At 72.6% G+C, this 20659-nt stretch carries 19 protein-coding genes and 1 pseudogene; 18 read left to right on the top strand and 2 right to left on the bottom strand.

Annotated features, from left to right (window positions below; genetic code table 11):
- The 15 genes and pseudogenes from AB0H83_RS16260 to AB0H83_RS16330 form a co-directional block, all read left to right on the top strand.
- Positions 1 to 765, top strand: coding sequence for an FtsQ-type POTRA domain-containing protein (locus tag AB0H83_RS16260; protein ID WP_360093492.1), 765 nt, complete (start codon positions 1 to 3; stop codon positions 763 to 765).
- Positions 762 to 1262 (top strand): DinB family protein, encoded by a 501-nt coding sequence (locus tag AB0H83_RS16265; RefSeq protein ID WP_360093495.1) that lies wholly within the window; start codon positions 762 to 764, stop codon positions 1260 to 1262. Before AB0H83_RS16260 ends, AB0H83_RS16265 begins: the two co-directional genes overlap by 4 nt.
- A 224-nt stretch (positions 1263 to 1486) precedes the next feature.
- Complete coding sequence (gene ftsZ / locus AB0H83_RS16270; RefSeq protein ID WP_033356593.1) at positions 1487 to 2584, top strand: cell division protein FtsZ; 1098 nt, start codon at positions 1487 to 1489, stop codon at positions 2582 to 2584.
- A gap of 184 nt (positions 2585 to 2768) precedes the next feature.
- A complete protein-coding gene (locus AB0H83_RS16275) occupies positions 2769 to 3470 on the top strand; it encodes a YggS family pyridoxal phosphate-dependent enzyme (RefSeq protein WP_360093499.1) in 702 nt (233 codons plus the stop codon).
- A gap of 126 nt (positions 3471 to 3596) precedes the next feature.
- Positions 3597 to 4361, top strand: coding sequence for a cell division protein SepF (gene sepF / locus AB0H83_RS16280; RefSeq protein WP_360093502.1), 765 nt, complete (start codon positions 3597 to 3599; stop codon positions 4359 to 4361).
- A gap of 19 nt (positions 4362 to 4380) precedes the next feature.
- On the top strand, positions 4381 to 4686 hold the full coding sequence (locus AB0H83_RS16285) for a YggT family protein (RefSeq protein WP_033356596.1): 306 nt from the start codon (positions 4381 to 4383) through the stop codon (positions 4684 to 4686).
- Positions 4687 to 4735: 49 nt separating this feature from the next.
- The gene (locus tag AB0H83_RS16290; protein WP_360093506.1) at positions 4736 to 5527 is read left to right on the top strand and encodes a DivIVA domain-containing protein; all 792 of its coding nucleotides are present in this window, start codon (positions 4736 to 4738) and stop codon (positions 5525 to 5527) included.
- Positions 5528 to 5947: 420 nt separating this feature from the next.
- Positions 5948 to 6493, top strand: coding sequence for a hypothetical protein (locus tag AB0H83_RS16295; RefSeq protein ID WP_360093772.1), 546 nt, complete (start codon positions 5948 to 5950; stop codon positions 6491 to 6493).
- 53 nt (positions 6494 to 6546) lie between these two features.
- Positions 6547 to 6843 carry a DUF167 domain-containing protein gene (locus AB0H83_RS16300; RefSeq protein ID WP_360093509.1) on the top strand — a complete coding sequence of 99 codons (297 nt, stop codon included), beginning with the start codon at positions 6547 to 6549 and terminating at the stop codon, positions 6841 to 6843.
- Positions 6840 to 8342: a potassium/proton antiporter gene (locus tag AB0H83_RS16305; RefSeq protein ID WP_360093512.1), complete on the top strand. Its 1503-nt coding sequence runs from the start codon at positions 6840 to 6842 to the stop codon at positions 8340 to 8342. Before AB0H83_RS16300 ends, AB0H83_RS16305 begins: the two co-directional genes overlap by 4 nt.
- A gap of 385 nt (positions 8343 to 8727) precedes the next feature.
- The gene (locus tag AB0H83_RS16310) at positions 8728 to 9144 is read left to right on the top strand and encodes a TraR/DksA family transcriptional regulator (protein ID WP_360093515.1); all 417 of its coding nucleotides are present in this window, start codon (positions 8728 to 8730) and stop codon (positions 9142 to 9144) included.
- Positions 9054 to 9767, top strand: coding sequence for a signal peptidase II (lspA, locus tag AB0H83_RS16315; protein ID WP_360093518.1), 714 nt, complete (start codon positions 9054 to 9056; stop codon positions 9765 to 9767). The genes AB0H83_RS16310 and lspA overlap by 91 nt, the downstream gene beginning before the upstream one ends.
- Complete coding sequence (locus AB0H83_RS16320) at positions 9760 to 10683, top strand: RluA family pseudouridine synthase (protein ID WP_360093521.1); 924 nt, start codon at positions 9760 to 9762, stop codon at positions 10681 to 10683. Before lspA ends, AB0H83_RS16320 begins: the two co-directional genes overlap by 8 nt.
- 91 nt (positions 10684 to 10774) lie before the next feature.
- The gene (locus AB0H83_RS16325) at positions 10775 to 11563 is read left to right on the top strand and encodes a hypothetical protein (RefSeq protein ID WP_360093524.1); all 789 of its coding nucleotides are present in this window, start codon (positions 10775 to 10777) and stop codon (positions 11561 to 11563) included.
- A 433-nt stretch (positions 11564 to 11996) separates the two neighbouring features.
- Positions 11997 to 12782 (top strand): annotated as a pseudogene (locus AB0H83_RS16330) (AAA family ATPase); the annotation flags it as partial.
- On the opposite strand, the gene AB0H83_RS16335 reads toward AB0H83_RS16330, so the two are convergent.
- Complete coding sequence (locus AB0H83_RS16335; RefSeq protein ID WP_360093527.1) at positions 12770 to 14116, bottom strand: transaminase; 1347 nt, start codon at positions 14114 to 14116, stop codon at positions 12770 to 12772. The pseudogene AB0H83_RS16330 and the gene AB0H83_RS16335 overlap by 13 nt on opposite strands.
- A 48-nt stretch (positions 14117 to 14164) precedes the next feature.
- Between AB0H83_RS16335 and dnaE the strand changes: the two genes are divergently transcribed.
- Together dnaE and AB0H83_RS16345 are read left to right on the top strand one after the other, a co-directional pair.
- On the top strand, positions 14165 to 18031 hold the full coding sequence (dnaE, locus tag AB0H83_RS16340) for a DNA polymerase III subunit alpha (RefSeq protein WP_360093530.1): 3867 nt from the start codon (positions 14165 to 14167) through the stop codon (positions 18029 to 18031).
- Positions 18028 to 18999, top strand: coding sequence for a DUF2567 domain-containing protein (locus tag AB0H83_RS16345; RefSeq protein ID WP_360093533.1), 972 nt, complete (start codon positions 18028 to 18030; stop codon positions 18997 to 18999). Before dnaE ends, AB0H83_RS16345 begins: the two co-directional genes overlap by 4 nt.
- Positions 19000 to 19153: 154 nt before the next feature.
- Here AB0H83_RS16345 and AB0H83_RS16350 read toward each other — a convergent pair whose 3' ends face one another.
- On the bottom strand, positions 19154 to 19894 hold the full coding sequence (locus tag AB0H83_RS16350) for an LON peptidase substrate-binding domain-containing protein (protein WP_360093536.1): 741 nt from the start codon (positions 19892 to 19894) through the stop codon (positions 19154 to 19156).
- A gap of 109 nt (positions 19895 to 20003) precedes the next feature.
- Between AB0H83_RS16350 and AB0H83_RS16355 the strand changes: the two genes are divergently transcribed.
- Positions 20004 to 20657: a helix-turn-helix domain-containing protein gene (locus AB0H83_RS16355; protein WP_360093539.1), complete on the top strand. Its 654-nt coding sequence runs from the start codon at positions 20004 to 20006 to the stop codon at positions 20655 to 20657.
- Positions 20658 to 20659: the final 2 nt, after the last annotated feature.

Below are 20659 nucleotides of genomic sequence, written 5' to 3' on the forward strand. Positions count from 1 at the left end.
TTGACGTCCACGCGCGGCTGGCGGCTGGTCCTCGCACCTCGCAGCGCGCCCGCCGGCTCCTCCCAGCGGCGGTTCGCGAAGCGGGCCCGGCAGCACCGCCTGCGCGTGCTGCTGTCGTGGCTGGTGGGGCTCGGCGTCGTCGCGCTGCTCGGCGGGGTCGTCGCGGTCGTGTACGCCACACCGGCGCTCGGGGTGCACGGCATCCGGGTGACCGGCGTGGCGGCGCTCACCGCCCAGGAGGTCCGCGACGCGGCGGGGGTCGCCCCCGGCACGCCGCTGGCCCGGCTCGACCTCGGCGTCGTGGAGCGCCGGGTCCGGGAGCTCAAGCCGGTCCGGACCGTCAAGGCGTCGAAGGAGTACCCGCGCACGCTGGTGCTCGTGGTGCGGGAGCGGACCGCGATCGCGGTGGTGCCCCGGGCGCTCGGCTTCGTCCTGCTCGACGCCGACGGCGTGGCGTACCTGCCGGTCGGCTCGGCGCCGCCGGGCCTGCCGGTGCTGCGCCTGGCCGCGCCCGGCCCCGGCGACCCGGCGACGACGGCGGCGCTGACCGTGCTGGCGGCGCTGCCGCCGTGGCTGCGCGACCCGCTCGTGGCGCTGGCCGCCGACGCGCCCACCCGCATCCGGCTGGAGCTGACCGACCGCCGGACCGTCGTGTGGGGCGACGCGACCGAGAACGAGGCGAAGATCAGGGTGCTGCAGTTCACGAAGATCCCGCCGGACAGGACGCTCGATGTGAGCGCGCCCGGGGTGGTGCTGGAGCGGTGAGCCGGACCGACGTGGCCTTCACCGGTGACGAGCGGGCGCTGCTCACCGGCTGGCTGGATTGGCACCGGGAGACGGTGCACGTCAAATGCGAGGGCCTGGCCGAGGAGGACGCCTGGCGCACCCCGCTGCCGACGCCGTCGCTGACCAGTGCGGCGGGCCTGGTGTCGCATCTCACCGCGGTCGAGTCGTACTGGTTCGAGCGGGTCCTCGCCGGGCTGGACGTGCCGGTGCCCTGGACCGCGGAGGATCCGGACGCGGACTGGCGCCGGGTGCCGGGGGCGACCCTGGCCGGGAACCTGCGGCGGTACCGCAGCCAGTGCGAGGTGTCCCGGTCGCTGCTGGCCGGCGTGGACCTCGGCGGGACGTGCGCAGGCAGGCGGCACGGCGAGACCGTGTCGGTCCGCTGGGTGCTGCTGCACATGATCGAGGAGACCGCCCGTCACAACGGGCACCTCGACGCCGTTAGGGAATTGGTCGACGGCTTCGTCGGGGAATAGCCGACACGCCGGGCGGCGGTCCTTGGATCACGACAGTCGGGCCCTTACCTTGCGATAAGGCATTAGTTGACATAACTATAAGCCTCTAGTAAAGGGTGAGGGTTTGCGGGACCCGCATCCAGTGCGTCTGCATGGCGGACGCCGCCCGTCGCGGGGTCGGGTTTCCAGAACGACGGCTCCGGGAAGGATCGGCGCTCGCCAACCTCGAAAGGAAAGGCAGTCCGATGACACATCCGCACAACTATCTCGCGGTCATCAAGGTCGTCGGCATCGGCGGCGGCGGGGTCAACGCCGTCAATCGCATGATCGAGGTTGGCCTCAAGGGCGTCGAGTTCATCGCGATCAACACCGACGCCCAGGCCCTGCTGATGAGCGACGCCGACGTCAAGCTCGACGTCGGCCGGGAACTGACCCGGGGGCTCGGCGCCGGCGCCAACCCCGACGTGGGCAAGAACGCCGCCGAGGACCACCGCGACGAGATCGAGGAGGTGCTCAAGGGCGCCGACATGGTCTTCGTCACCTGCGGCGAGGGCGGCGGCACGGGCACCGGCGGCGCGCCGGTGGTGGCGAACATCGCGCGGAAGCTCGGCGCGCTGACGATCGGCGTGGTCACCCGGCCGTTCTCCTTCGAGGGCAAGCGCCGGCAGGTCCAGGCCGAGGCCGGGATCGAGGAGCTGCGCAACCAGTGCGACACGCTCATCGTCATCCCCAACGACCGGCTCCTGGCGCTCGGCGACCGGGGCATCTCGATGATGGACGCCTTCCGGCAGGCCGACCAGGTGCTGCTGTCCGGTGTCCAGGGCATCACCGACCTGATCACCACGCCGGGCCTGATCAACCTCGACTTCGCCGACGTGAAGAGCGTCATGAGCGGCGCCGGGAGCGCCCTCATGGGCATCGGCAGCGCGCGCGGCGACAACCGCGCCGTGGAGGCGGCCGAGTCGGCGATCTCCAGCCCGCTGCTGGAGCAGAGCATGGACGGCGCGCGTGGCGTGCTGCTGTCCATCGCCGGCGGCTCCGACCTCGGCCTGTTCGAGATCAACGACGCGGCGCAGCTGGTCACCGACGCCGCGCACCCCGACGCCAACATCATCTTCGGCGCGGTCATCGACGACGCGCTCGGCGACGAGGTCCGCGTCACGGTGATCGCGGCCGGCTTCGACGGCGGCGCGCCGGCGTACCGGCCGGTGGAGGCCCGCCCGCCGCGCTCGCACCACCAGCCGAAGGAGCCGGCGCCGGTGGAGCGCCAGGCCCCGCCGCCGCCCCGGCGGGTGCTCTTCGACGACGTCGACGTGCCGGACTTCCTCAAGAACGGCGCCTGAAAGACTTGGGTGGGTCCTGCGGGACCCACCCAGGTTTCTTTTCCGGCCCCGCGGGAGATCAAGAGGGCGGGCCGGAGCGCGGCAGAGGGGACGGCATGAGCGGTCCGCAGCGCAGCGGAGGAGCCGCGAATCATGGGCGCAGGTGTGGCTCAGGCCGGCGCCGGAGCGCAGCGGAGGGGACGGCATGAGCGACACGCGGACCGGGCAGATCGGGCGAAACCTGGCGGCGGTCCGGCAGCGGATCGCCGCCGCCTGCGCGGCCGCCGGGCGTGACCCCGCCGAGGTGACACTCGTCGCGGTCACCAAGACGCACCCGGCCGAGGACGTGACCCGGCTGGCGTCGCTGGGCGTGCTGGACGTGGGGGAGAACCGCGACCAGGAGGCCGCCCCCAAGGCCGCCGCGTGCCCGCCGCAGCTGCGCTGGCACTTCGTCGGTCAGCTGCAGCGCAACAAGGCCCGCTCGGTGGTCTCCTACGCCTCCGTGGTGCACTCCGTGGACAGCCTGCGCCTGGTGGACGCCCTCACGGACGCCGCGGTGCGGGCGGCGCGCGACACGCCGCTGGACGTGCTCGTCCAGGTGAGCCTCGACGACGACGCGCACCGTGGCGGTGCCGTCACCGGCGCGGTCGAACAGGTGGCCGAATCGGTCGCGGCGAGCCCGGCGCTGCGACTCAAAGGGGTGATGGCGGTCGCGCCACTGGACTGGGAACCGGACGCCGCATTCGGCCGGCTCGCCGACGTATCCGCGCGGTTGCGGGTCGCCTTTCCCGGCGCGGACTGGATTTCCGCGGGCATGAGCGAGGACCTCGAATCAGCGATTTCGCACGGCTCGACACATGTCCGTGTCGGTAGCGCATTGCTCGGAAATCGACCCCCGCTGGGGTAGCCTGGCCGCGGGAACGGAAAAATTACACGGGTGTGGTTCTGCGCCGGCGGGGCGGTGTCGCACCAGGTGATCGGTGGCACCGACAACGGGGGGAAGTGCCGCATGGCGGTGGACGGAGGAGCGCGTATGGGTGCTCTGCGCAGGGCGGGTGTCTGGCTCGGGCTCGTCGAGGACGAGGACGATCGGGGCTACGACGACCGTCACTACCGGGGTTACGGTGACGACTTCGCCGACGACGAGGACGACGTCGACGAGGTGCCGGCGCCGCGCGCCCGCACGACGTCCGACCGCCTCTCCGCCTCGGACCGGCTCTCCGAGCGGCTCTCGACCTCCGACCGGCTGTCGGACCGGCTGGCGGGCTCGGACCGGCTGGCGGACCGGCTGACCACCTCCGAGCGGCTGACCGCCTCGGAGCGCCTCGCGGCCTCGGAGCGGCTGACCACCTCCGAGCGGCTCTCGGCCGCCGAGCGGGACGCGGCCGCGAGCCGCAGCACCGTGCGCTCGATCACCCGGCCCACGACCGTCAGCTACCCGACACGGGACAACCTGGCACTCACGCCGCAGACGTCGACGAGGGAGCGGCCGGTGGTCGAGGAAGACGCAGACGACCGCCGCTACGCGATCACGACGCTGCACCCGACGACGTACAACGAGGCCCGCACCATTGGCGAGCACTTCCGCGACGGCCACCCGGTGATCATGAACCTCACCGAAATGGACGAGGCGGATGCGAAGCGTTTGGTCGACTTTGCGGCAGGGCTCGTTTTCGGCCTGCGTGGTAACTTCGAGCGGGTGACCAACCGAGTCTTCCTGCTCTCTCCGGCAAATGTCCAGGTCACCGCAGAGGACAAAGCTAAGATCGCCGAGGGCGGGTTCTTCAACCAGAGCTGATGCGAGGGACTCAACGGCCGTGGTGTCCATCACCCTGCAGATCGTGTATCTGCTGCTCTACCTCTTCCTGGTGGTGCTCCTCGCGCGCTTTGTCATGGGCTACGTGATGCAGTTCAGCCGCCGCTGGCAACCGGGCCGGGGTGCCGCGGCCGCCCTCGAAGTGGTGTGGAGCGTCACCGATCCGCCGCTCAAAGCGTTGAGGCGGGTGATCCGTCCGCTGCGTATTGGTACCGTGGCCGTGGACCTGTCTTCGCTTGTGCTGCTGGTTATCCTGTTCGTGCTGATGAACGTCGTGGTAAGGCAACTGATCGGGGTGTTCTCGTGACCCGCCCCGCTCGGCGGCCACGCGGCCGCAACTGACCCGAGGAGTTTCGATGCCGCTGACCCCGGCCGACGTCCACAACGTCGCCTTCAAGAAGCCCCCCATCGGTAAACGGGGGTATGACGAGGAGGAGGTCGACGCCTTCCTCGACGAGGTCGAGCGCGAGCTCGCCCGGCTGATTGAGGAGAACAACGAGCTGCGCGCGCAGCTCGAACGCGGTGGTGGCGGCCGTGCCCCTGCCGGCCCCGGCGGCGGTGACCCGCGCCTGGCGGCGGAGCTCGCCGACCTGAAGACGCAGTTCGAGCGCGTCCAGCGGGAGAAGCAGTCCGCCGAGCAGGCCGCCCGCGGCATGCAGCAGGAGCTCGACCAGATCCGCTCGCAGGGCGGCCCGGTCGGTGGCGACGGCGAGCAGCAGGCGCTGCGCGTGCTGATGATGGCCCAGCGCACCGCCGACGACCACGTGTCCGACGCCCGCCGCGAGGCCGACAAGCTGCTGTCCGACGCGCGCACCAAGGCCGAGGAGGTCACCCGCGACGCGCGGGCGAAGGCCGACGCGCTCGAGCGCGACGCCCGCCAGCGCCACCAGGAGGCCATGGGCGGCCTGGACGCCAAGCGGACCGCGCTGCAGAAGCACATCGAGGAGCTCAAGCAGTTTGAGCGGGAGTACCGGACCCGCCTGAAGGCCTACCTGGAGAGCCAGCTGCGCGACCTCACCGGCCGCGAGCAGAGCCTCGAGGCCGAGATGACCGCCCGCAACGAGGGCGCGACCCGTGCCGCCGCCGGCGGCGGCGCCGGCCTGGCCACGGCGGGCCTCGCCGGTGGCTACGAGGGCGCCGGGCGCTGACCTCGCCCAGCAGGTGACCAGCACAGAGCACTGATCCGACACGCCGGTCAATGCGACACGCGGCGCCCCAGCCGAAAATCGGCTGGGGCGCCGGTCGCTATCCGGGGTCTCGTTCGTTGTACGGGCGAGAGACACTCGCCCGGGTATGTGTGCAGCATGTGCCGGGTTCAGCTTGCGGAGGGGTAGGCCGTGATCGTCGGAAGTCTGCTGCTGATCGTCGTGGCCGTGGGCCTGCTCGTGGTGGGCCTGCTGCAAGGCGCTGACGCCCTGCTGGTGGCGTCGATCGGAGCGAGCCTCCTCGCGGCGGTGGCGCTCATCGTCGGTGGCCGCCAGGCCGCCGCGGCCCGCTCGGCGCGCACCGGCCGGCAGGTGCCCTCCGACGAGCGTTACGACCCGTTCGAGTCGCGCCTGGACGCCGACGTGGCGCGGGAGGCGCGCCAGCCCGTCGGCGCCGGCGCCCGCATCGGCGGCACCACCTACGGCCGCGGCGCCGGCGGCGCGACCGGCACGACCGGCGGAGCGACCCGCCTGGGCGGCGGCGGCCGTCCCGACACCAACCTTCCCCCGGCCGGCGAGACCGCGGTCACCGCGCCGGTGCGCGACGAGCCCCACGACGAGCGGGCGGTGCCGCAGCAGCAGGACGCGCCGCCGTTCGAGGAGTACCCGGCCGCCGCCTCCGGTGACTGGTCCGTCGACGGCGACGAGTACGACGACGAGTACGACGACGAGGACCCGCAGGACGAGCCGCCGATCCAGCCGTCGTCGGCCGCCGAGGTGGCCCGCGTCTCCACGATGACCGAGGAGGTGCTCGTCATCGACGGCCGTCCCCGCTACCACGTGCGCGGCTGCGTGCACCTGCTCGGCCGGGAGAGCGAGCCGCTGCCGGTCTGCGAGGCGGTCGAGCTCGGCTTCACGCCGTGCAGCATCTGTGCGCCCAACGACGCGATCCTGTCCGGTCGCGTCTGATGCTCACCGGACCCGGCTTTCGTCCACGATCGGGTGAACCTTCACAATGAGGCATGCCCACCATCGCGATCCGTGTGAAGCCGGGTGCCTCGCGCACCGCGGTCGGCGGTAGCCACGCCGGCCCCTACGGCCCCGCGCTGGTCGTAGCGGTCGGTGCCCGGCCGGTCGACGGCCAGGCCACCGACGCCGCGCTGAAGGCGCTCGCCGCGGCGCTGCGGGTGCGCCCGTCCGCGCTGCGGCTCAAGGCCGGCGCGGCCAGCCGGGACAAGCTCGTCGAGCTGCCCGACGGGTGCACCGACCGCGTGGCCGCGCTGATGGACCCGGATCCCGCGAAGCGGGGAGCGCATTGAGCCACGAGCTCAACCTGGCGCTGTTGGTCGGTGCGGCGGTGCTGCTGGTCTGCGTGGGCGCGGTGCGCCTGTCCGTGCGCCTCGGCCTGCCCAGCCTCCTGGTCTACCTGCTGCTCGGCGTGATCATCGGTGAGGCCGGTTTCGGCATCGACTTCAAGAACGCGGAGCTGACCCGTACCCTCGGCATCTGCGCTCTTGTGGTGATCATCGCCGAGGGCGGGCTGACGGCCCGCTGGTCGACGCTGCGCCCGGTGCTGGGCCCGGCCGTGGTGCTGTCGACGGTCGGCGTCGCGGTCAGCGTCGCCGTCGTCGGCGTGATCACGCACTACGCGCTCCACGTCGGCTGGCAGCAGGCGCTGCTGTACGGCGCGGTGCTGTCCTCGACCGACGCCGCCGCCGTGTTCTCCACGCTGCGCCGGATACCGGTGCGGCCGAGACTCGCCGCGATCCTGGAGGCGGAGTCCGGCATCAACGACGCGCCCGTGGTGATCCTGGTGGTGCTGCTGTCGCTGCCGGAGGGGGTCACCGCCCCGTGGTGGCACGAGCTGGCCCTGGTCGGTTACGAGCTGCTCGCCGGCGGTGTGATCGGCCTCGTCGTCGGGCTCGTCGGGACGTGGGCGCTGCGCCGGGCCGCGCTGCCGTCCGCCGGCCTGTATCCCCTCGCGGCCGTCGGGCTCACCGTGCTGGCGTACTCGGTGGGTTCGGTCGCGCACGCCTCGGGCTTCCTCGCCGTGTACGTCACCGGCGTCGTGCTCGGCAACGCGCACCTGCCGCACCGCCGGGCCATGCTGGGCTTCGCCGACGGGCTCGCGTGGCTCGCGCAGATCGGGCTGTTCGTGCTGCTCGGCCTGCTCGCCTCGCCCCGCCAGCTCGGCGCGGCGGTGCTGCCGGCCCTCGTCGTCGGGCTGGTCCTGATCCTGCTCGCCCGGCCGCTGTCGGTGGTGGTCAGCGTCACCCCGTTCCGGTACGGCTGGCGCGACCAGGCGTTCCTGTCCTGGGCAGGGCTGCGTGGCGCGGTGCCGGTCGTGCTGGCCACCATCCCGCTGTCGGCCGGCCTGCCCGGCGCCCAGACACTGTTCAACGTCGTGTTCGTGCTGGTCGTGGTGTACACCGCGGTGCAAGGGATGACGCTGCCACCGGTCGCGAAGCGCCTCGGCGTGGCGGCACCCGGCGAGACCACCGACCTGCAGGTCGAGTCGGCGCCGCTGGAGCGGATGGGCGCCGACCTGCTGCAGCTGGGCATCCCGGCCGGCTCGAAGCTCAACGGCGTGCACGTGGACGAGCTACGATTGCCAGTCGGCGCGGTCGTGACGCTGGTCCTGCGCGACGGCGGCGCGTTCGTGCCGGAGCCGCAGACCCGCCTCAAGACCCACGACAGCCTGCTGATCGTGGCCACGGAACAGGTGCGTGACTCGGCCGAGCGCAGGCTGCGCGCGGTCAGCAGGCGCGGAAGACTTGCCCGCTGGTTTGCCGAACATGGCGAGGATCGGCACCAATAACTGATCCAATTGGTCGGAATGCGTGTGGCATGTTTGTCGGACGCGTGTACATTCCGTATTCTTGCCAGCCACTGGAGTGCGCGACGGCGCGTCGCGCGCCCATTTTGCATCTGGGGGAGCCATGGCCGAGCGAGCGGGTGGCGTGCCGAAGGGCAGGTCCGCGAGCACCGCCGGGCAGCACGACGCCGCTGATGTGACGCGAGTGACCACTGTGACAACAGCACAGAAACGCGGCACACGGCAAGCGGCGGCTCGGGGGAGCAGCAGCACCACGTCGGCGCGAAGCAAGCGCGGCAACACTGGGGGGCTTGCGGACGACGCGAGCGGCTCAGGCATCACATCCAACACGTCGCCGATCGCCGCCCGTGCGGCCAAGGGAGCCACGATGGCCAAGACCGCCGAAACGAAGACCGCCGCGGCCAAGGCCGCCCGGGGCACGCGCACCGCGGCCGAGACGGAGAAGATCAGGGTCGCGCTGATCGAGCGGCGCGACGAGCTCAAGGCCGAGCACGACCAGACCCTGGCCGAGATCGCCGAGCTGCAGCAGCACCGCCTCACCGACTCCGCCGGCGACGACCAGGCCGACACCGGCACCAAGACGTTCGAGCGCGAGCAGGAGATCACGCTCGCCAACAACATCCTGGAGCGGGTCAACCAGGTCGAGCGCGCACTCGAGCGGCTCGACGAGGGCGGCTACGGCTGGTGTGAGAAGTGCGGCAACGCGATTCCGGTCGAGCGGCTGGCCGCGTTCCCATCCGCTACGCTCTGCGTCACCTGCAAGCAGTTGGAGGAGCGGCGCTGACCACCCAGGACGACATCACCACGACCACCCCTCGCGGCAGCCTGCGCAGAGCCTGGGGGCTCTTCGGCATCATCGCGGTCGTGGTGATCGGCATCGACCTCGCGGTGAAGGAGTGGACCACCTCCGTCATCGCGCACCGCGAGCCGTTGAAGGTGCTCGGCGGCCTGATCTACGTGGTCCACACGAGGAACAGCGGCGCCGCGTTCAGCATGTTCAGCGACCTGACGTGGGTCTTCCCGATCATCGCCACGGCGGTGATCGGGTGCCTGCTCTTCATCCTCCGCTCGACGTCGTCGGTGCCGTGGGCGGTCGCCCTCGGCTTCGTCTTCGGCGGCGCCGCGGGCAACCTCGGCGACCGGATCTTCCGGGCGCCGAAGCCGTTCCACGGCCACGTGGTGGACATGTTCAGCTTCCTCGACGACCACGCCGGGCACTTCCCGGTGTTCAACATCGCCGACTCGGCGCTCACCGTCGGCGTGGCGCTGATGATCCTGCTGGAGTTCACCGGCCGCCGCCGCGACGGCACGCGCGCCCCGAAGGGCCAGCCGGCCGGCGCCGACCCGCTCAAGGAGTGGGCCAAGGGTCCGAGTCCCAGCGGCGACCAGGAAGGACGCAATGCGTGAGGTCCGGTCGCTGCCGGTGCCCGACGGACTGGACGGCACCCGCCTCGACCAGGCCCTGACGCGGCTGTTCGGCTTCAGCCGGACCGTCGCCGCGGCCCTCGTCGAGGCCGGTGACGTCGCCGTCGACGGGCAGGTGCGCCCCAAGTCGGACAAGGTCGCCGCCGGTGCCTGGCTGGAGGTCACGCTGCCCGCACCGCCGTCCGCGGTCGCCGTCGAGGCGATCCCGGTCGACGGGCTGCGCGTCGTGCACAGCGACGACGACATCGTCGTGGTCGACAAGCCGGTCGGCGTGGCCGCCCACCCCAGCCCCGGCTGGACCGGCCCGACCGTCATCGGCGGGCTCGCCGCGATGGGGCTCACGATCGCCACCAGCGGCGCGGCCGAGCGCCAGGGGGTCGTGCACCGGCTCGACGTGGGCACCACCGGGCTCATGGTGGTCGCGAAGAGCGAGGCGGCGTACAGCATCCTCAAGCGGGCCTTCAAGGAGCGCGAGGTCGAGAAGCGGTACCACACGGTCGTCCAGGGGCACCCGGACCCGCTGCGCGGCACGATCGACGCGCCGATCGACCGGCACCCCGGCCACGACTACAAGTTCGCCGTCGTCTCCGGCGGCCGGCCGAGCATCACCCATTACGACACGATCGAGGCGTTCCCGTCGGCGAGCCTGCTCGACGTCAAGCTGGAGACCGGCCGCACCCACCAGATCCGGGTGCACTTCTCCGCGCTGCGGCACCCGTGCGTCGGCGACGTCACGTACGGCGCCGACCCGACGCTGTCGGCCCGGCTGAAGCTGAGCCGGCAGTGGCTGCACGCCCGTGAGCTGGGCTTCATCCATCCCCGCAGCGGCGAGTACGTGTCGTTCCTCAGCGACTACCCGCCGGACCTCGCAAAGGCGCTGGAGATCCTCGCCGCCTGATTCCGTGCCGGTCGCGGGCCGGTCGCGGGCCGGTCGCGCCTGCCGGGGTGGTCGCACCGGTGCAAGTTGCCTGTGCGACGCTCGGAGCGCGATGAACTTCCTTCAACGGCTCGACCAGCGGCTGCTGTCCGCCGCCGGTGACGTCCTCGCCCGGCTCTTCCGCGGCGCCGTGCGGCTGCGCGCCTTCACCGTCGCGGTCGCGGTGGTCGCGGTCACGGCGACCCTGCTGGTCGTGCACGGCGCGCAGGAGCACCAGCGCAGCGACCCGTCGCTGGGTGACGTGCTGCGCGTCGGCATCGACGAGGGCGGCTCCATTCCCGGGTACGTGCAGCGCGCCGCCGACGAGCTCGCCGCCCTGCAGGGCGAGCAGCCGGTGTACGCGCTGGTGTCGTTCACCGCGTACCTGGGCCCGGACCGGCTGCCCCCGGTCCTCGCCGGGGTGGCGCTGTCCAGCGTGTTCGCCCGGGTGCCGCTGCCGGGCACCCAGACCGAGCTGGTCCGCCTCGGCGCCTACGAGGTGCCCGCCGACGTGGTCGCCGGGATGGAAGCGACCGCCGCCCGCAAGGCCGAGGAGGCGGCGCACTACCGCCAGCTGCTCGACAAGGCCGCCGACCAGCCCGGCGACGTGCGCGCGGTGTACCTCGACGGGGCGATCATCGCGGACAAGGAGGCCACCGCGTACCGCGCGCACTGCTCGTGCGTCTACGCCGCCGTGATCTACGCCGCGCCGGCCGGGCTGCGGGCCGTCGCCGCCCGTCCGGAGACCCGCGCCGTGGACCCGATCACCGACCTGCGCCGCCTCGACCGGACGGTGTTCCTGCCACCGCTGCCGGAGCAGGCACAGGTCGCGGGCCCGATCGCGTCGTCCGCACCGTCCTGAGGCGATATCCCTTCGGCCTGTCGGGGAGTTGATGCAGGGGATGGGCGCGCAGGTGTGGTCCGAATAGTGTTCGGTCCGTAGCCTGGGGTACGGGTGGAACGCGGCGGTGTGAGGGAGGGCCAGCGTGGCTGAGCGGGCCGATGCCAGGTGGGACAGGTCCTCGGAGCCGCCCGCCCGTTGGCGCTCGCTGCTGGATCGGGCTCTGCTCGGCCGGTCAAGCCCAAGTGATCTGGATTACGACGGAAGGTTCCAGCGCCCCAGCGCCCCATATCCGCCCGCGCGGCCCTACGATGACGAGCCAATGCATCCAAACGGCGCCCGTCCACTCACCGACGCCCCACCACAGCGTCGGCCGGACCCCTATGACAGTCGTCGAGGCCCCCAGGTGGAATACCAGACCCGCCCGATGGACCCGACCGAGCAGATGGTGCAAATTTTGCGCCAGGAGATCCCTTCGCCGAAGGTCCTCGCCTTCGCCAATCCGAAGGGCGGGGTGCACAAGACCACCGCGACCGTGCTGACCGCCGCCACCATCGGCAGCGTCCGCGGCAAGGGCGTCATCGCCTGGGACGACAACGAGCTGCGCGGCACCCTCGGGCTGCGCGCCGGCAGCGCCCGGCACGCCCGCACCATCCGGCACCTCATCGCCGACCTCGTCCGGGTCGAGAACGCCTCCGGCTACGACCTGTACGACCAGCTCGACGACTACCTGCGGCACGCCTCCGACGGCTCGTACGACGTGCTCGCCGGCGAGGAGAACCCGCGTTTCGCGCAACGGCTCGACCCGCACACCGTGCGCCGCGTCCTGGAGCTGCTGCGCCGCACCCACGACGTGATCTGCGTCGACACCGGCAACAACGTGGAGAGCCCCAACTGGCAGACCGTCCTGCAGACCGCGGACCAGCTGGTCGTCACCAGCGTCCCGCGGGAGGACGCGGCGTTCACCGCCGACTGGATGCTCGACCTGCTCGACGAGGCCGGCATGGACGAGCTGGTCGCCAACGCGGTGACGCTGCTGTCCTGCCCGACGCCCAACCCGACGCCGCTCATCGACGACCTGGCCGGGCACTTCCGCACCCGGACCAGGGCCGTCGTCGTCGTGCCCTACGACCCGGCCCTCGAGAGCGGCTCCAACATCGAGTACACGATGCTGGCGCCGGCGACGAAGCGCGCCTGGCTGCGGGCGGCGGCCGTGATGATGGACCCCTACGCGCGCTGAAGTTCGCTGATCGCTGCTTCGAACACTGTCTCGTGCCGGTCCACCTGCTGCGCCGTGGTGTCCGGTGACATCAGGGCCATGTTGTGGAACGGTGTGAGCAGGATGCCCCGGTTCGCCAGGTAGACGTGCAGGTAGTCCTCCAGTTCCGGGTCGGCTTTCGCGGCGGACTCGGTGCCGTTGCGGGGAGCCGGGTCCGCGAAGCGGTACTCGACCCGGGCGCCGAGCCGGCTCACCGACCACGGCAGGGCGTAGGCGTCGACGACCCGCCGCACGCCGTCGGCGAAGCGGACCGCGAGGGCCTCCATCCGGGCGAACGCCTCGTCGGTCAGCACGTGCTCCAGGGTCGCTCGGGCCGCGGCGATCGACAGCGCGTTGCCGGCCAGGGTGCCGCCGACCCCGCCCATGTCGACCAGGTCCAGGTGCCGCATCCCGGCGATCTTCCCGGCGATCTCCTGGGAGATGCCGTACGCGGCGGCCGGGATGCCGCCGCCGATCGCCTTGCCGATCGTGACCACGTCCGGCCGCAGGCCCCACCGTTTCGTGGCGCCGCCCGGCCCTGCGGAGAACGTGTGTGTCTCATCGTTGACCAGGTACGTGCCGTGCCGCCGGGTCAGCTCCCGGACGCCCTCCAGGTAGCCGGGCTCGGGCAGCACGATGCCGATGTTGGTCAGCGCCGGCTCCATCACCACCGCGGCGACGTCACCGTGTGCGAGCTCCCGCGCCAGCCCTTCCAGGTCGTTGAACTCCGCGACCCGGCTGGTCAGCGTCACGTCGCAGGGGGCGCCGACGTTGCCCTCCCGGCTGCGCGGCCCGTCCTCGCCGGTCACGATCAGTGACTCGTCGACCGAGCCGTGGTAGCAGTAGCTGTTGAACAGGATCTTCGGCCGGCCCGTGACCGCCCGCAGCAGGCGGATCGCCCAGCGGTTGGCGTCGGTCGCGCTCAGCGCGAAGCTCCACTCGGTGACCCCGAACCGCCTGGTCAGCTCCTCGCCCACCCACGCCGCGTCGGGGGTCGGCAGCATCGCGCAGGCGCCGGCGCTGAAGCGCTCCTGCACCGCGGCGGCCACCGGCGCCGGCGCGTGCCCGGCCATCGCCGCGGTGTCGCCCAGGCAGAAGTCGGTGTACTCGTGGCCGTCGACGTCGGTCAGCGTCGCGCCCCGGGCGGTGGCCAGGTAGAGCGGGAAGCCGGCGGCGTTCTTGTTCATCCACGTCATCGGTACCCGGCCGAACAGGTGCCCGGCGCGGGCGTACTCGGCGGCGGAGCGGGGGTTGCGGTCGGCGAAGGTGGCACGCTCGCGGCGCAGCAGCGCGCCCAGACGGTCACGGTCGATCATGCCGTGGAGTCTCGCAAAGTGTCGTACCCCGGGGATAGGTTCTGCGACGTGGGGGAGTCGTTCGTACATCTGCACGTGCACACCGAGTATTCGATGCTCGACGGGGCCGCCAGGCTGGGCTCGCTGTTCGGTTCGGCGGCCGCGCTCGGCCAGCCCGCGCTCGCCATGACCGACCACGGCAACATGTTCGGCGCCTACGACTTCCACCGGCAGGCCGTCGCGGCGGGGGTCAAGCCGATCCTCGGCATCGAGGCCTACCTGACCCCGGGCACCCACCGCAGCGACCGCACCCGGGTCCGCTGGGCCGCCGGCGGTGAGGACGACGTCTCCGGCGGCGGCGCCTACACGCACCTGACCATGCTCGCGACCGACGCCGAAGGGCTGCGCAACCTGTTCCGCCTGTCGTCGCTGTCCAGCGTCGAGGGGTATTTCTACAAGCCGCGCGCCGACCGTGAGCTGCTGCAGCGCTACAGCCGGGGCGTCATCGCGACCACCGGCTGCCCCTCGGGCGAGGTGCAGACGTGGCTGCGCATCGGCGACTTCGAGCGGGCCTGCGCCGCCGCGGGCGAGCTGCGCGACATCTTCGGCCCCGGCAACCTGTATCTGGAGCTGATGGACCACGGCCTCGGCATCGAGACCCGGGTCCGCGGTGACCTGCTGCGGCTCGGCAAGCGGCTCGGGCTGACCCCCGTGGCCACCAACGACCTGCACTACACGCACCCCGGCGACGCCGACGCCCACGAGGTGCTGCTGTGCGTGCAGTCCGCGACGACCCTCGCCGACCCGAAGCGGTTCAAGTTCGACGCCCGCGACTTCTACCTCAAGTCCGCCGAGGAGATGCGCGCGCTGTGGGACGCCGAGGTGCCCGGCGCGTGCGACGCCACGCTCGCCGTCGCCGAGCGGGTCGGGTCCTACGACGCCGTCTTCGCGCACCGGGACCTGATGCCCCGGTTCCCGGTGCCCGACGGCGAGACCGAGGACTCGTGGCTGCGCACCGAGGTCATGCGGGGCCTGGCCCGCCGGTTCCCGGCCGGGGTGCCGGCGCAGCACGCCCGGCAGGCCGACTACGAGCTGTCCGTGATCAGCAGCATGGGCTATCCGGGCTACTTCCTCGTCGTCGCCGACCTGGTCGCCTATGCCCGCCGGTCCGGGATCCGGGTCGGCCCCGGCCGCGGCTCCGCCGCCGGCGCCCTCATCGCCTATGCCCTCGACATCACCCAGCTCGACCCGCTGCGGCACGGGCTGCTCTTCGAGCGGTTCCTCAACCCCGAGCGGGTCAGCATGCCCGACATCGACATGGACTTCGACGAGCGCCGCCGCGGCGAGGTCATCCGCTACGCCACCGAGCGCTACGGCGACGACCGCGTCTCGCAGATCATCACGTTCGGCACGATCAAGGCCAAGGCCGCGATCAAGGACTCGGCCCGGGTGCTCGGCCTGCCGTTCTCCGTCGGCGAGCGGATCACGAAGGTGGTGCCGCCGCCGGTGCTGGGCCGCGACATGCCGCTCAGCGGCGCCTTCGACCCCGCCCATCCGCGCTACCCGGAGGCCGCCGAGCTGCGCCGGCTGTATGAGGCCGAGCCCGAGGTGCGCACCGTCGTGGACACCGCCCGCGGCCTGGAAGGCCTCAAACGGCAGTGGGGCGTGCACGCCGCCGGGGTCATCCTGTCCCGCGAGCCGCTGCTGGACGTGCTGCCGATCCAGCGCCGCGAGCAGGACGGCGCGATCATCACCCAGTGGGACATGGGCGCCTGCGAGGACATCGGGCTGCTCAAGATGGACCTGCTCGGCCTGCGCAACCTGACCATTCTCGACGACGCGCTCGAGGCGATCCGGCAGAACCGGGGCGTCGACCTCGCCGTCGAGGACGTGCCGCTGGACGACCCGGCCACCTATGCGCTGCTGTCGCGCGGCGACACGATCGGCGTCTTCCAGTTCGACGGCGGACCGGTCCGCGCGCTGCTGCGCTCGATGGCCCCCGACACGTTCGCCGACATCTCCGCCGTCGGCGCGCTCTACCGGCCCGGCCCGATGGGCGCCAACGCGCACAACGAATACGCCGACCGCAAGAACGGCCGGCGCCCGGTCACCCCGATCCACCCCGAGCTGGCCGAGCCCCTGGCCGACATCCTCGGCGACACCTACGGGCTGATCGTCTACCAGGAGCAGGTCATGGCGATCGCGCAGCGCGTCGCCGGCTACTCCCTCGGCGCCGCCGACCTGCTGCGCCGCGCCATGGGCAAGAAGAAGAAGGAGATCCTCGACCGGGAGTTCGCGCCGTTCTCCGCGGGGATGCGCGAGCGCGGCTACTCCGCCGACGCGATCCGCACCCTGTGGGACCTGCTCGTGCCCTTCTCCGACTACGCGTTCAACAAGGCGCACAGCGCGGCCTACGGGCTCGTCGCCTACTGGACGGCCTACCTGAAGGCCAACTACCCGGCCGAGTACATGAGCGGCCTGCTCACCTCGACCGGCGGCGACAAGGACCGCTCCGCGTTCTACCTCGCCGAGTGCCGGCGGATGGGCATCCGGGTCCTGCCGCCCGACGTCAACGCCTCCCAGGGCCGCTTCTCCGCGGTCGGCGCCGACATCCGCTTCGGGCTCAACGCCGTGCGCAACGTCGGGCCGGCCGTCGTCGCGGCGATCGTGCGGGCCCGGCCGTATCGCGACTTCTACGACTTCCTCGCCAAGGTCGACCAGGTCGTGTGCAACAAGAAGACGATCGAGTCGCTGATCAAGGCCGGCGCGTTCGACTCGCTCGGCCACACCCGCCGCGGCCTGCTCGCCGTGCACGCCGACGCGGTCGAGGCGGTCATGACCACCAAGCGCAACGAGGCGATCGGCCAGTTCGACCTCTTCGGCGGGCACGCCGCGATCGACGCGTCCCCGCCGATCCCCGCGATCGAGTGGGGCAAGGCGGAGCGGCTCGCCTTCGAGCGCGAGATGCTCGGCCTCTACGTCTCCGACCACCCGCTGCGCGGCCTGGAGCCGGTGCTGCGCCGGGCGGCCGACCGGTCCGTGGCCACCCTCGCCGACGAGGACGCCGTCCCCGACGGCGCGACCGTGACGCTCGCCGGCATCCTGTCCGGCGTGCAGCGGCGCGTCACCCGGCAGGGCCGGCCGTGGGCGTCGGCGATCCTGGAGGACCTGGACGGCTCGATCGAGGTCATGTTCTTCCCCAACACGTATGAGCTGGTCGGGGAGCACGTCACCGAGGACGCGGTGGTGGCGGTGCGGGGGCGGGTCGACCGCCGCGAGGAGGCACCCCGCCTGATGGCGAGCGACCTGGGGTTGCCCGACCTGACGGCGGTGCCGCCGTCGCCGGATGCGTCGTCTTCGCCTTCATCGGACGCGCCGGGTGCGTCGTCTTCGCCTTCATCGGACGCGCCGGGGCCGGCGGATGTGTCGTCGCCGGGTTCTTCGCCGGGTTCTGCGCCGCCGGGTTGGTCGCCGGGTGTGGGGACGGGCGGGCCGCTGGTGCTCTCGCTGGAGCCGGAGCGGTGCACCACGCCGCTGGTGCGGCGGCTGCGCGAGGTCGTCGCCCGGCACCCCGGCGACACGGAGGTGCAGGTCCAGCTGGTCAACGGTCAGCGGCGGACCCTCCTGCAGATCGGCCCCGAGTGCGTGACGGTGTCGGCCGGGCTCCTCGCGGAGCTCGCGGCGCTGCTCGGCCCGGCGGCCGTGCCCCTGCCGGCCGGCGGGGTCGCGGCGCTGCCCGGACGGCCGCCGGTGCCACCGTTGCCGACTCCATCAGGCGTTCTGCGCGCCCAGCCGGCGACACCGTTGGCCCCATCGATCCCACCGGCACCCCTGACGGCACCACCGGGTGCGGGAGACGGCGGGCGGCCGCTGCCCGCGGTGGGCGGTGGCACGGGGCGGGGCACGGGCGCGGCGCCTGGCAGGATGGGATGGTGAGCATCGCCCCGATCGAGCCGATCGACCAGCCGGAGCTGCCCGAGCCGTCCCCGCCACGGCGGCGGTCACCGGGCCTGGAGGTGCTCTTCGGCCTGGTCGTCGCGGTGGTCGTGGCCGCGCTCGGGGCGCCCATCGGGCTGCTCTGGTCGTGGGTCGCGCCGGAGGTCGAGCTGGTGCAGACGCAGTACGGCCCCTACCCGGTCGAGGGTGAGCCCGAGGGCTACTTCGCCGACGACGGCTGGTTCATGATCATCGGTGCGCTGGCCGGTGTCGTCCTGGCGGTCGCCGCCTGGATCGTGCTGCGCCGCTACCGGGGCCCGATCGTCCTGGCCGGCCTGGTCATCGGCTCGGCGGCCGGCGCGGCCCTAGCTGCCTGGCTCGGCAACAAGATCGGCTACGCGCACTACCTCGACCTGGTCGAGCACGCCCCGGCCGGCACCCACATCTTCCGCCCGGCGAAGGTCCGCGCCGGTGAGGCGGGCCTCCTGTACGGCGTCATCCCCTGGGTGCAGGGCTCCCTGCTCATCCAGGCGATCGCCGCCGCGGTCGTCTACACGGGCCTGGCCGGCTTCCACGCCTCGCCCACGCTGACCTACGACCCAGACCCGATGCTGCCGTTCGACCCCGCGTACCAGCCTGTGTACGCCGGCTACCCGTACGGCGACCCGTCCCAGCAGCCGGCCTACGGCCCCGCTGCGGGCCCGTGGCCGGCGGAGGGCCAGCCCGGCGCCGGTCCGTGGCCGGGGTCCGGGTCGTGGCCCGAGGCCGGGCCGGCGGGAGGCGGGCCGGTGAACGGTCAGCGGTTCGAGCAGCCGGGGCCCGGGCTCGTCGACCTCAGCAAGCCGGGATCGAGTCCGTCCGCGGAGGCCGGGCCCGTCACGCACGAGGCCGGCGCCGCTCCGGAGGGTTCCGGCCCGGCCCGGCCCGCGCCGCCGCCGCCCGCGCCCGAGGAGTGGCGGGCACCCTGACGACCAGGCGTCCCGCTCGGGCGCCCTGACGACCCGGCGCGGCGACCGCTCGGATCGCCGTGACGACCCGGGCACGGCGTCTGCCCGGATCGCCGTGACGACCACGGCGCGGTGGCCCGTTCGGGTGCCGTGACGGCCTGGCAGGCGTCCGGAGTCAGTTGGGGCTGGACGGCACGGCGAGGTCGGACAGGGTGACCGGCACCGCCCGCACCTGGCCGAGCAGGGCGGCCTCGCGGCGCAGCAGGGCGCGCTCGGCCTTGAGGCGGCTGACCGTGTCGGGCTCGGCGAGCAGCGACTGCCGGTCCTCCAGGGTCAGCGACGCGGTCGCCGCGACCAGGTGCGACAGCACCGTCGGGTCGTCAGGCAGCTGCTCGCCGTCGCCGTCGTCGTCGCTGCGGACCGCCTTCAGGTAGTGCTGGAACGCCGCGAGCACGCCCGCCGCCAGCTCCTCCTCACGATCGGGTTCGCCCTTCGGCTCGGGGAGCCACTCGATCTCGCCGGTCAGGTACGGGGCGTCGTTGCGGGCGAGGCCCAGCAGCCGGAAGCGGCGGCGGCCGACGGTCATCAGGTCGAACCGGCCGTCGGGCAGCTCCGTGAGCTGGCGGATCTCGGCGGCGCAGCCGATCTCGTACAGCGACAGGGACTCGCCGGCGGTAATCGACGCGTCGGTGGTCTCGCCCTGCTCGCCGTCGACACGGCCGACCTCCCAGCCGCGGCGGATCGCGATCACGCCGAACTCGCGCGGGAGGCTGGCGGGCAGCTCGGCGAGGTGCTGCACGAGCGTGCGGTAGCGGGGCTCGAACACGTGCAGGGGCAGCACCAGCCCCGGGAACAGCACGGTGCCGAGGGGGAACAGCGGTAGGAGGGTCCGCTCGGGTCCGTTCGCTTCCTCCACGGGGCGAAGCCTACCGAGCCAGCCGCAATTCCGGCACGTCGCCGTTCGCAGTACACCCGGTGCAAGGCAGAGCGGAACGGTCCGTTCCGGATGCCGGTACAGTGGCCGCATGACGAACCTGTCCGGCCGGCGGGTGCAGGCGGCCCGCAACGACGGCACCATCCTGGCCGCCGCGCGCGACGTGTTCCTGGAGGACCCGAAGGCGCCGATCGCCGCCGTCGCGGAGCGGGCCGGGGTCGGGATCAGCGCGCTGTACCGGCGGTACAAGGGCAAGGACGACCTGCTGCGCACGCTGTGCCACGACGGGCTGCGCACGTACATCGCCGAGGCCGAAGGCGCCGCCGCGGAGGCCGACGGGTGGTCCGCCCTCGTCAGGTTCCTGCGCGGGGTGGTCGACGCGGACGTGCACTCGCTCACCGTGCACCTGGCGGGCACGTTCACCCCGACCCCGCAGATGCGCGCCGACGCCGTGCGCGCCGGTGACCTCGCCGGCGACCTCGTCGCCAGGGCGCACGAGGACGGGACGCTGCGCCCGGACGTCGTGGTGGCGGACGTCACGCTGATCCTCGAGGCGTGCGCCGCGATCCGCGTGCCGGGCCGTGAGCGCACCGCCGAGCTGCGCCGCCGCCACCTGGCCCTGATGCTGGACGGGATGCGGCGTGCAGACGGGGCCGCGCTGCCCGGACCGCCGCCCGGCGCGGCCGAGCTGAACTGGCGCTGGGCACAATCCCGACAGCCCGCACAGCGGGACGCGACGGAATAATT

This window comes from Dactylosporangium sp. NPDC050688 (genome assembly GCF_040654515.1).
Taxonomy (GTDB): domain Bacteria; phylum Actinomycetota; class Actinomycetes; order Mycobacteriales; family Micromonosporaceae; genus Dactylosporangium.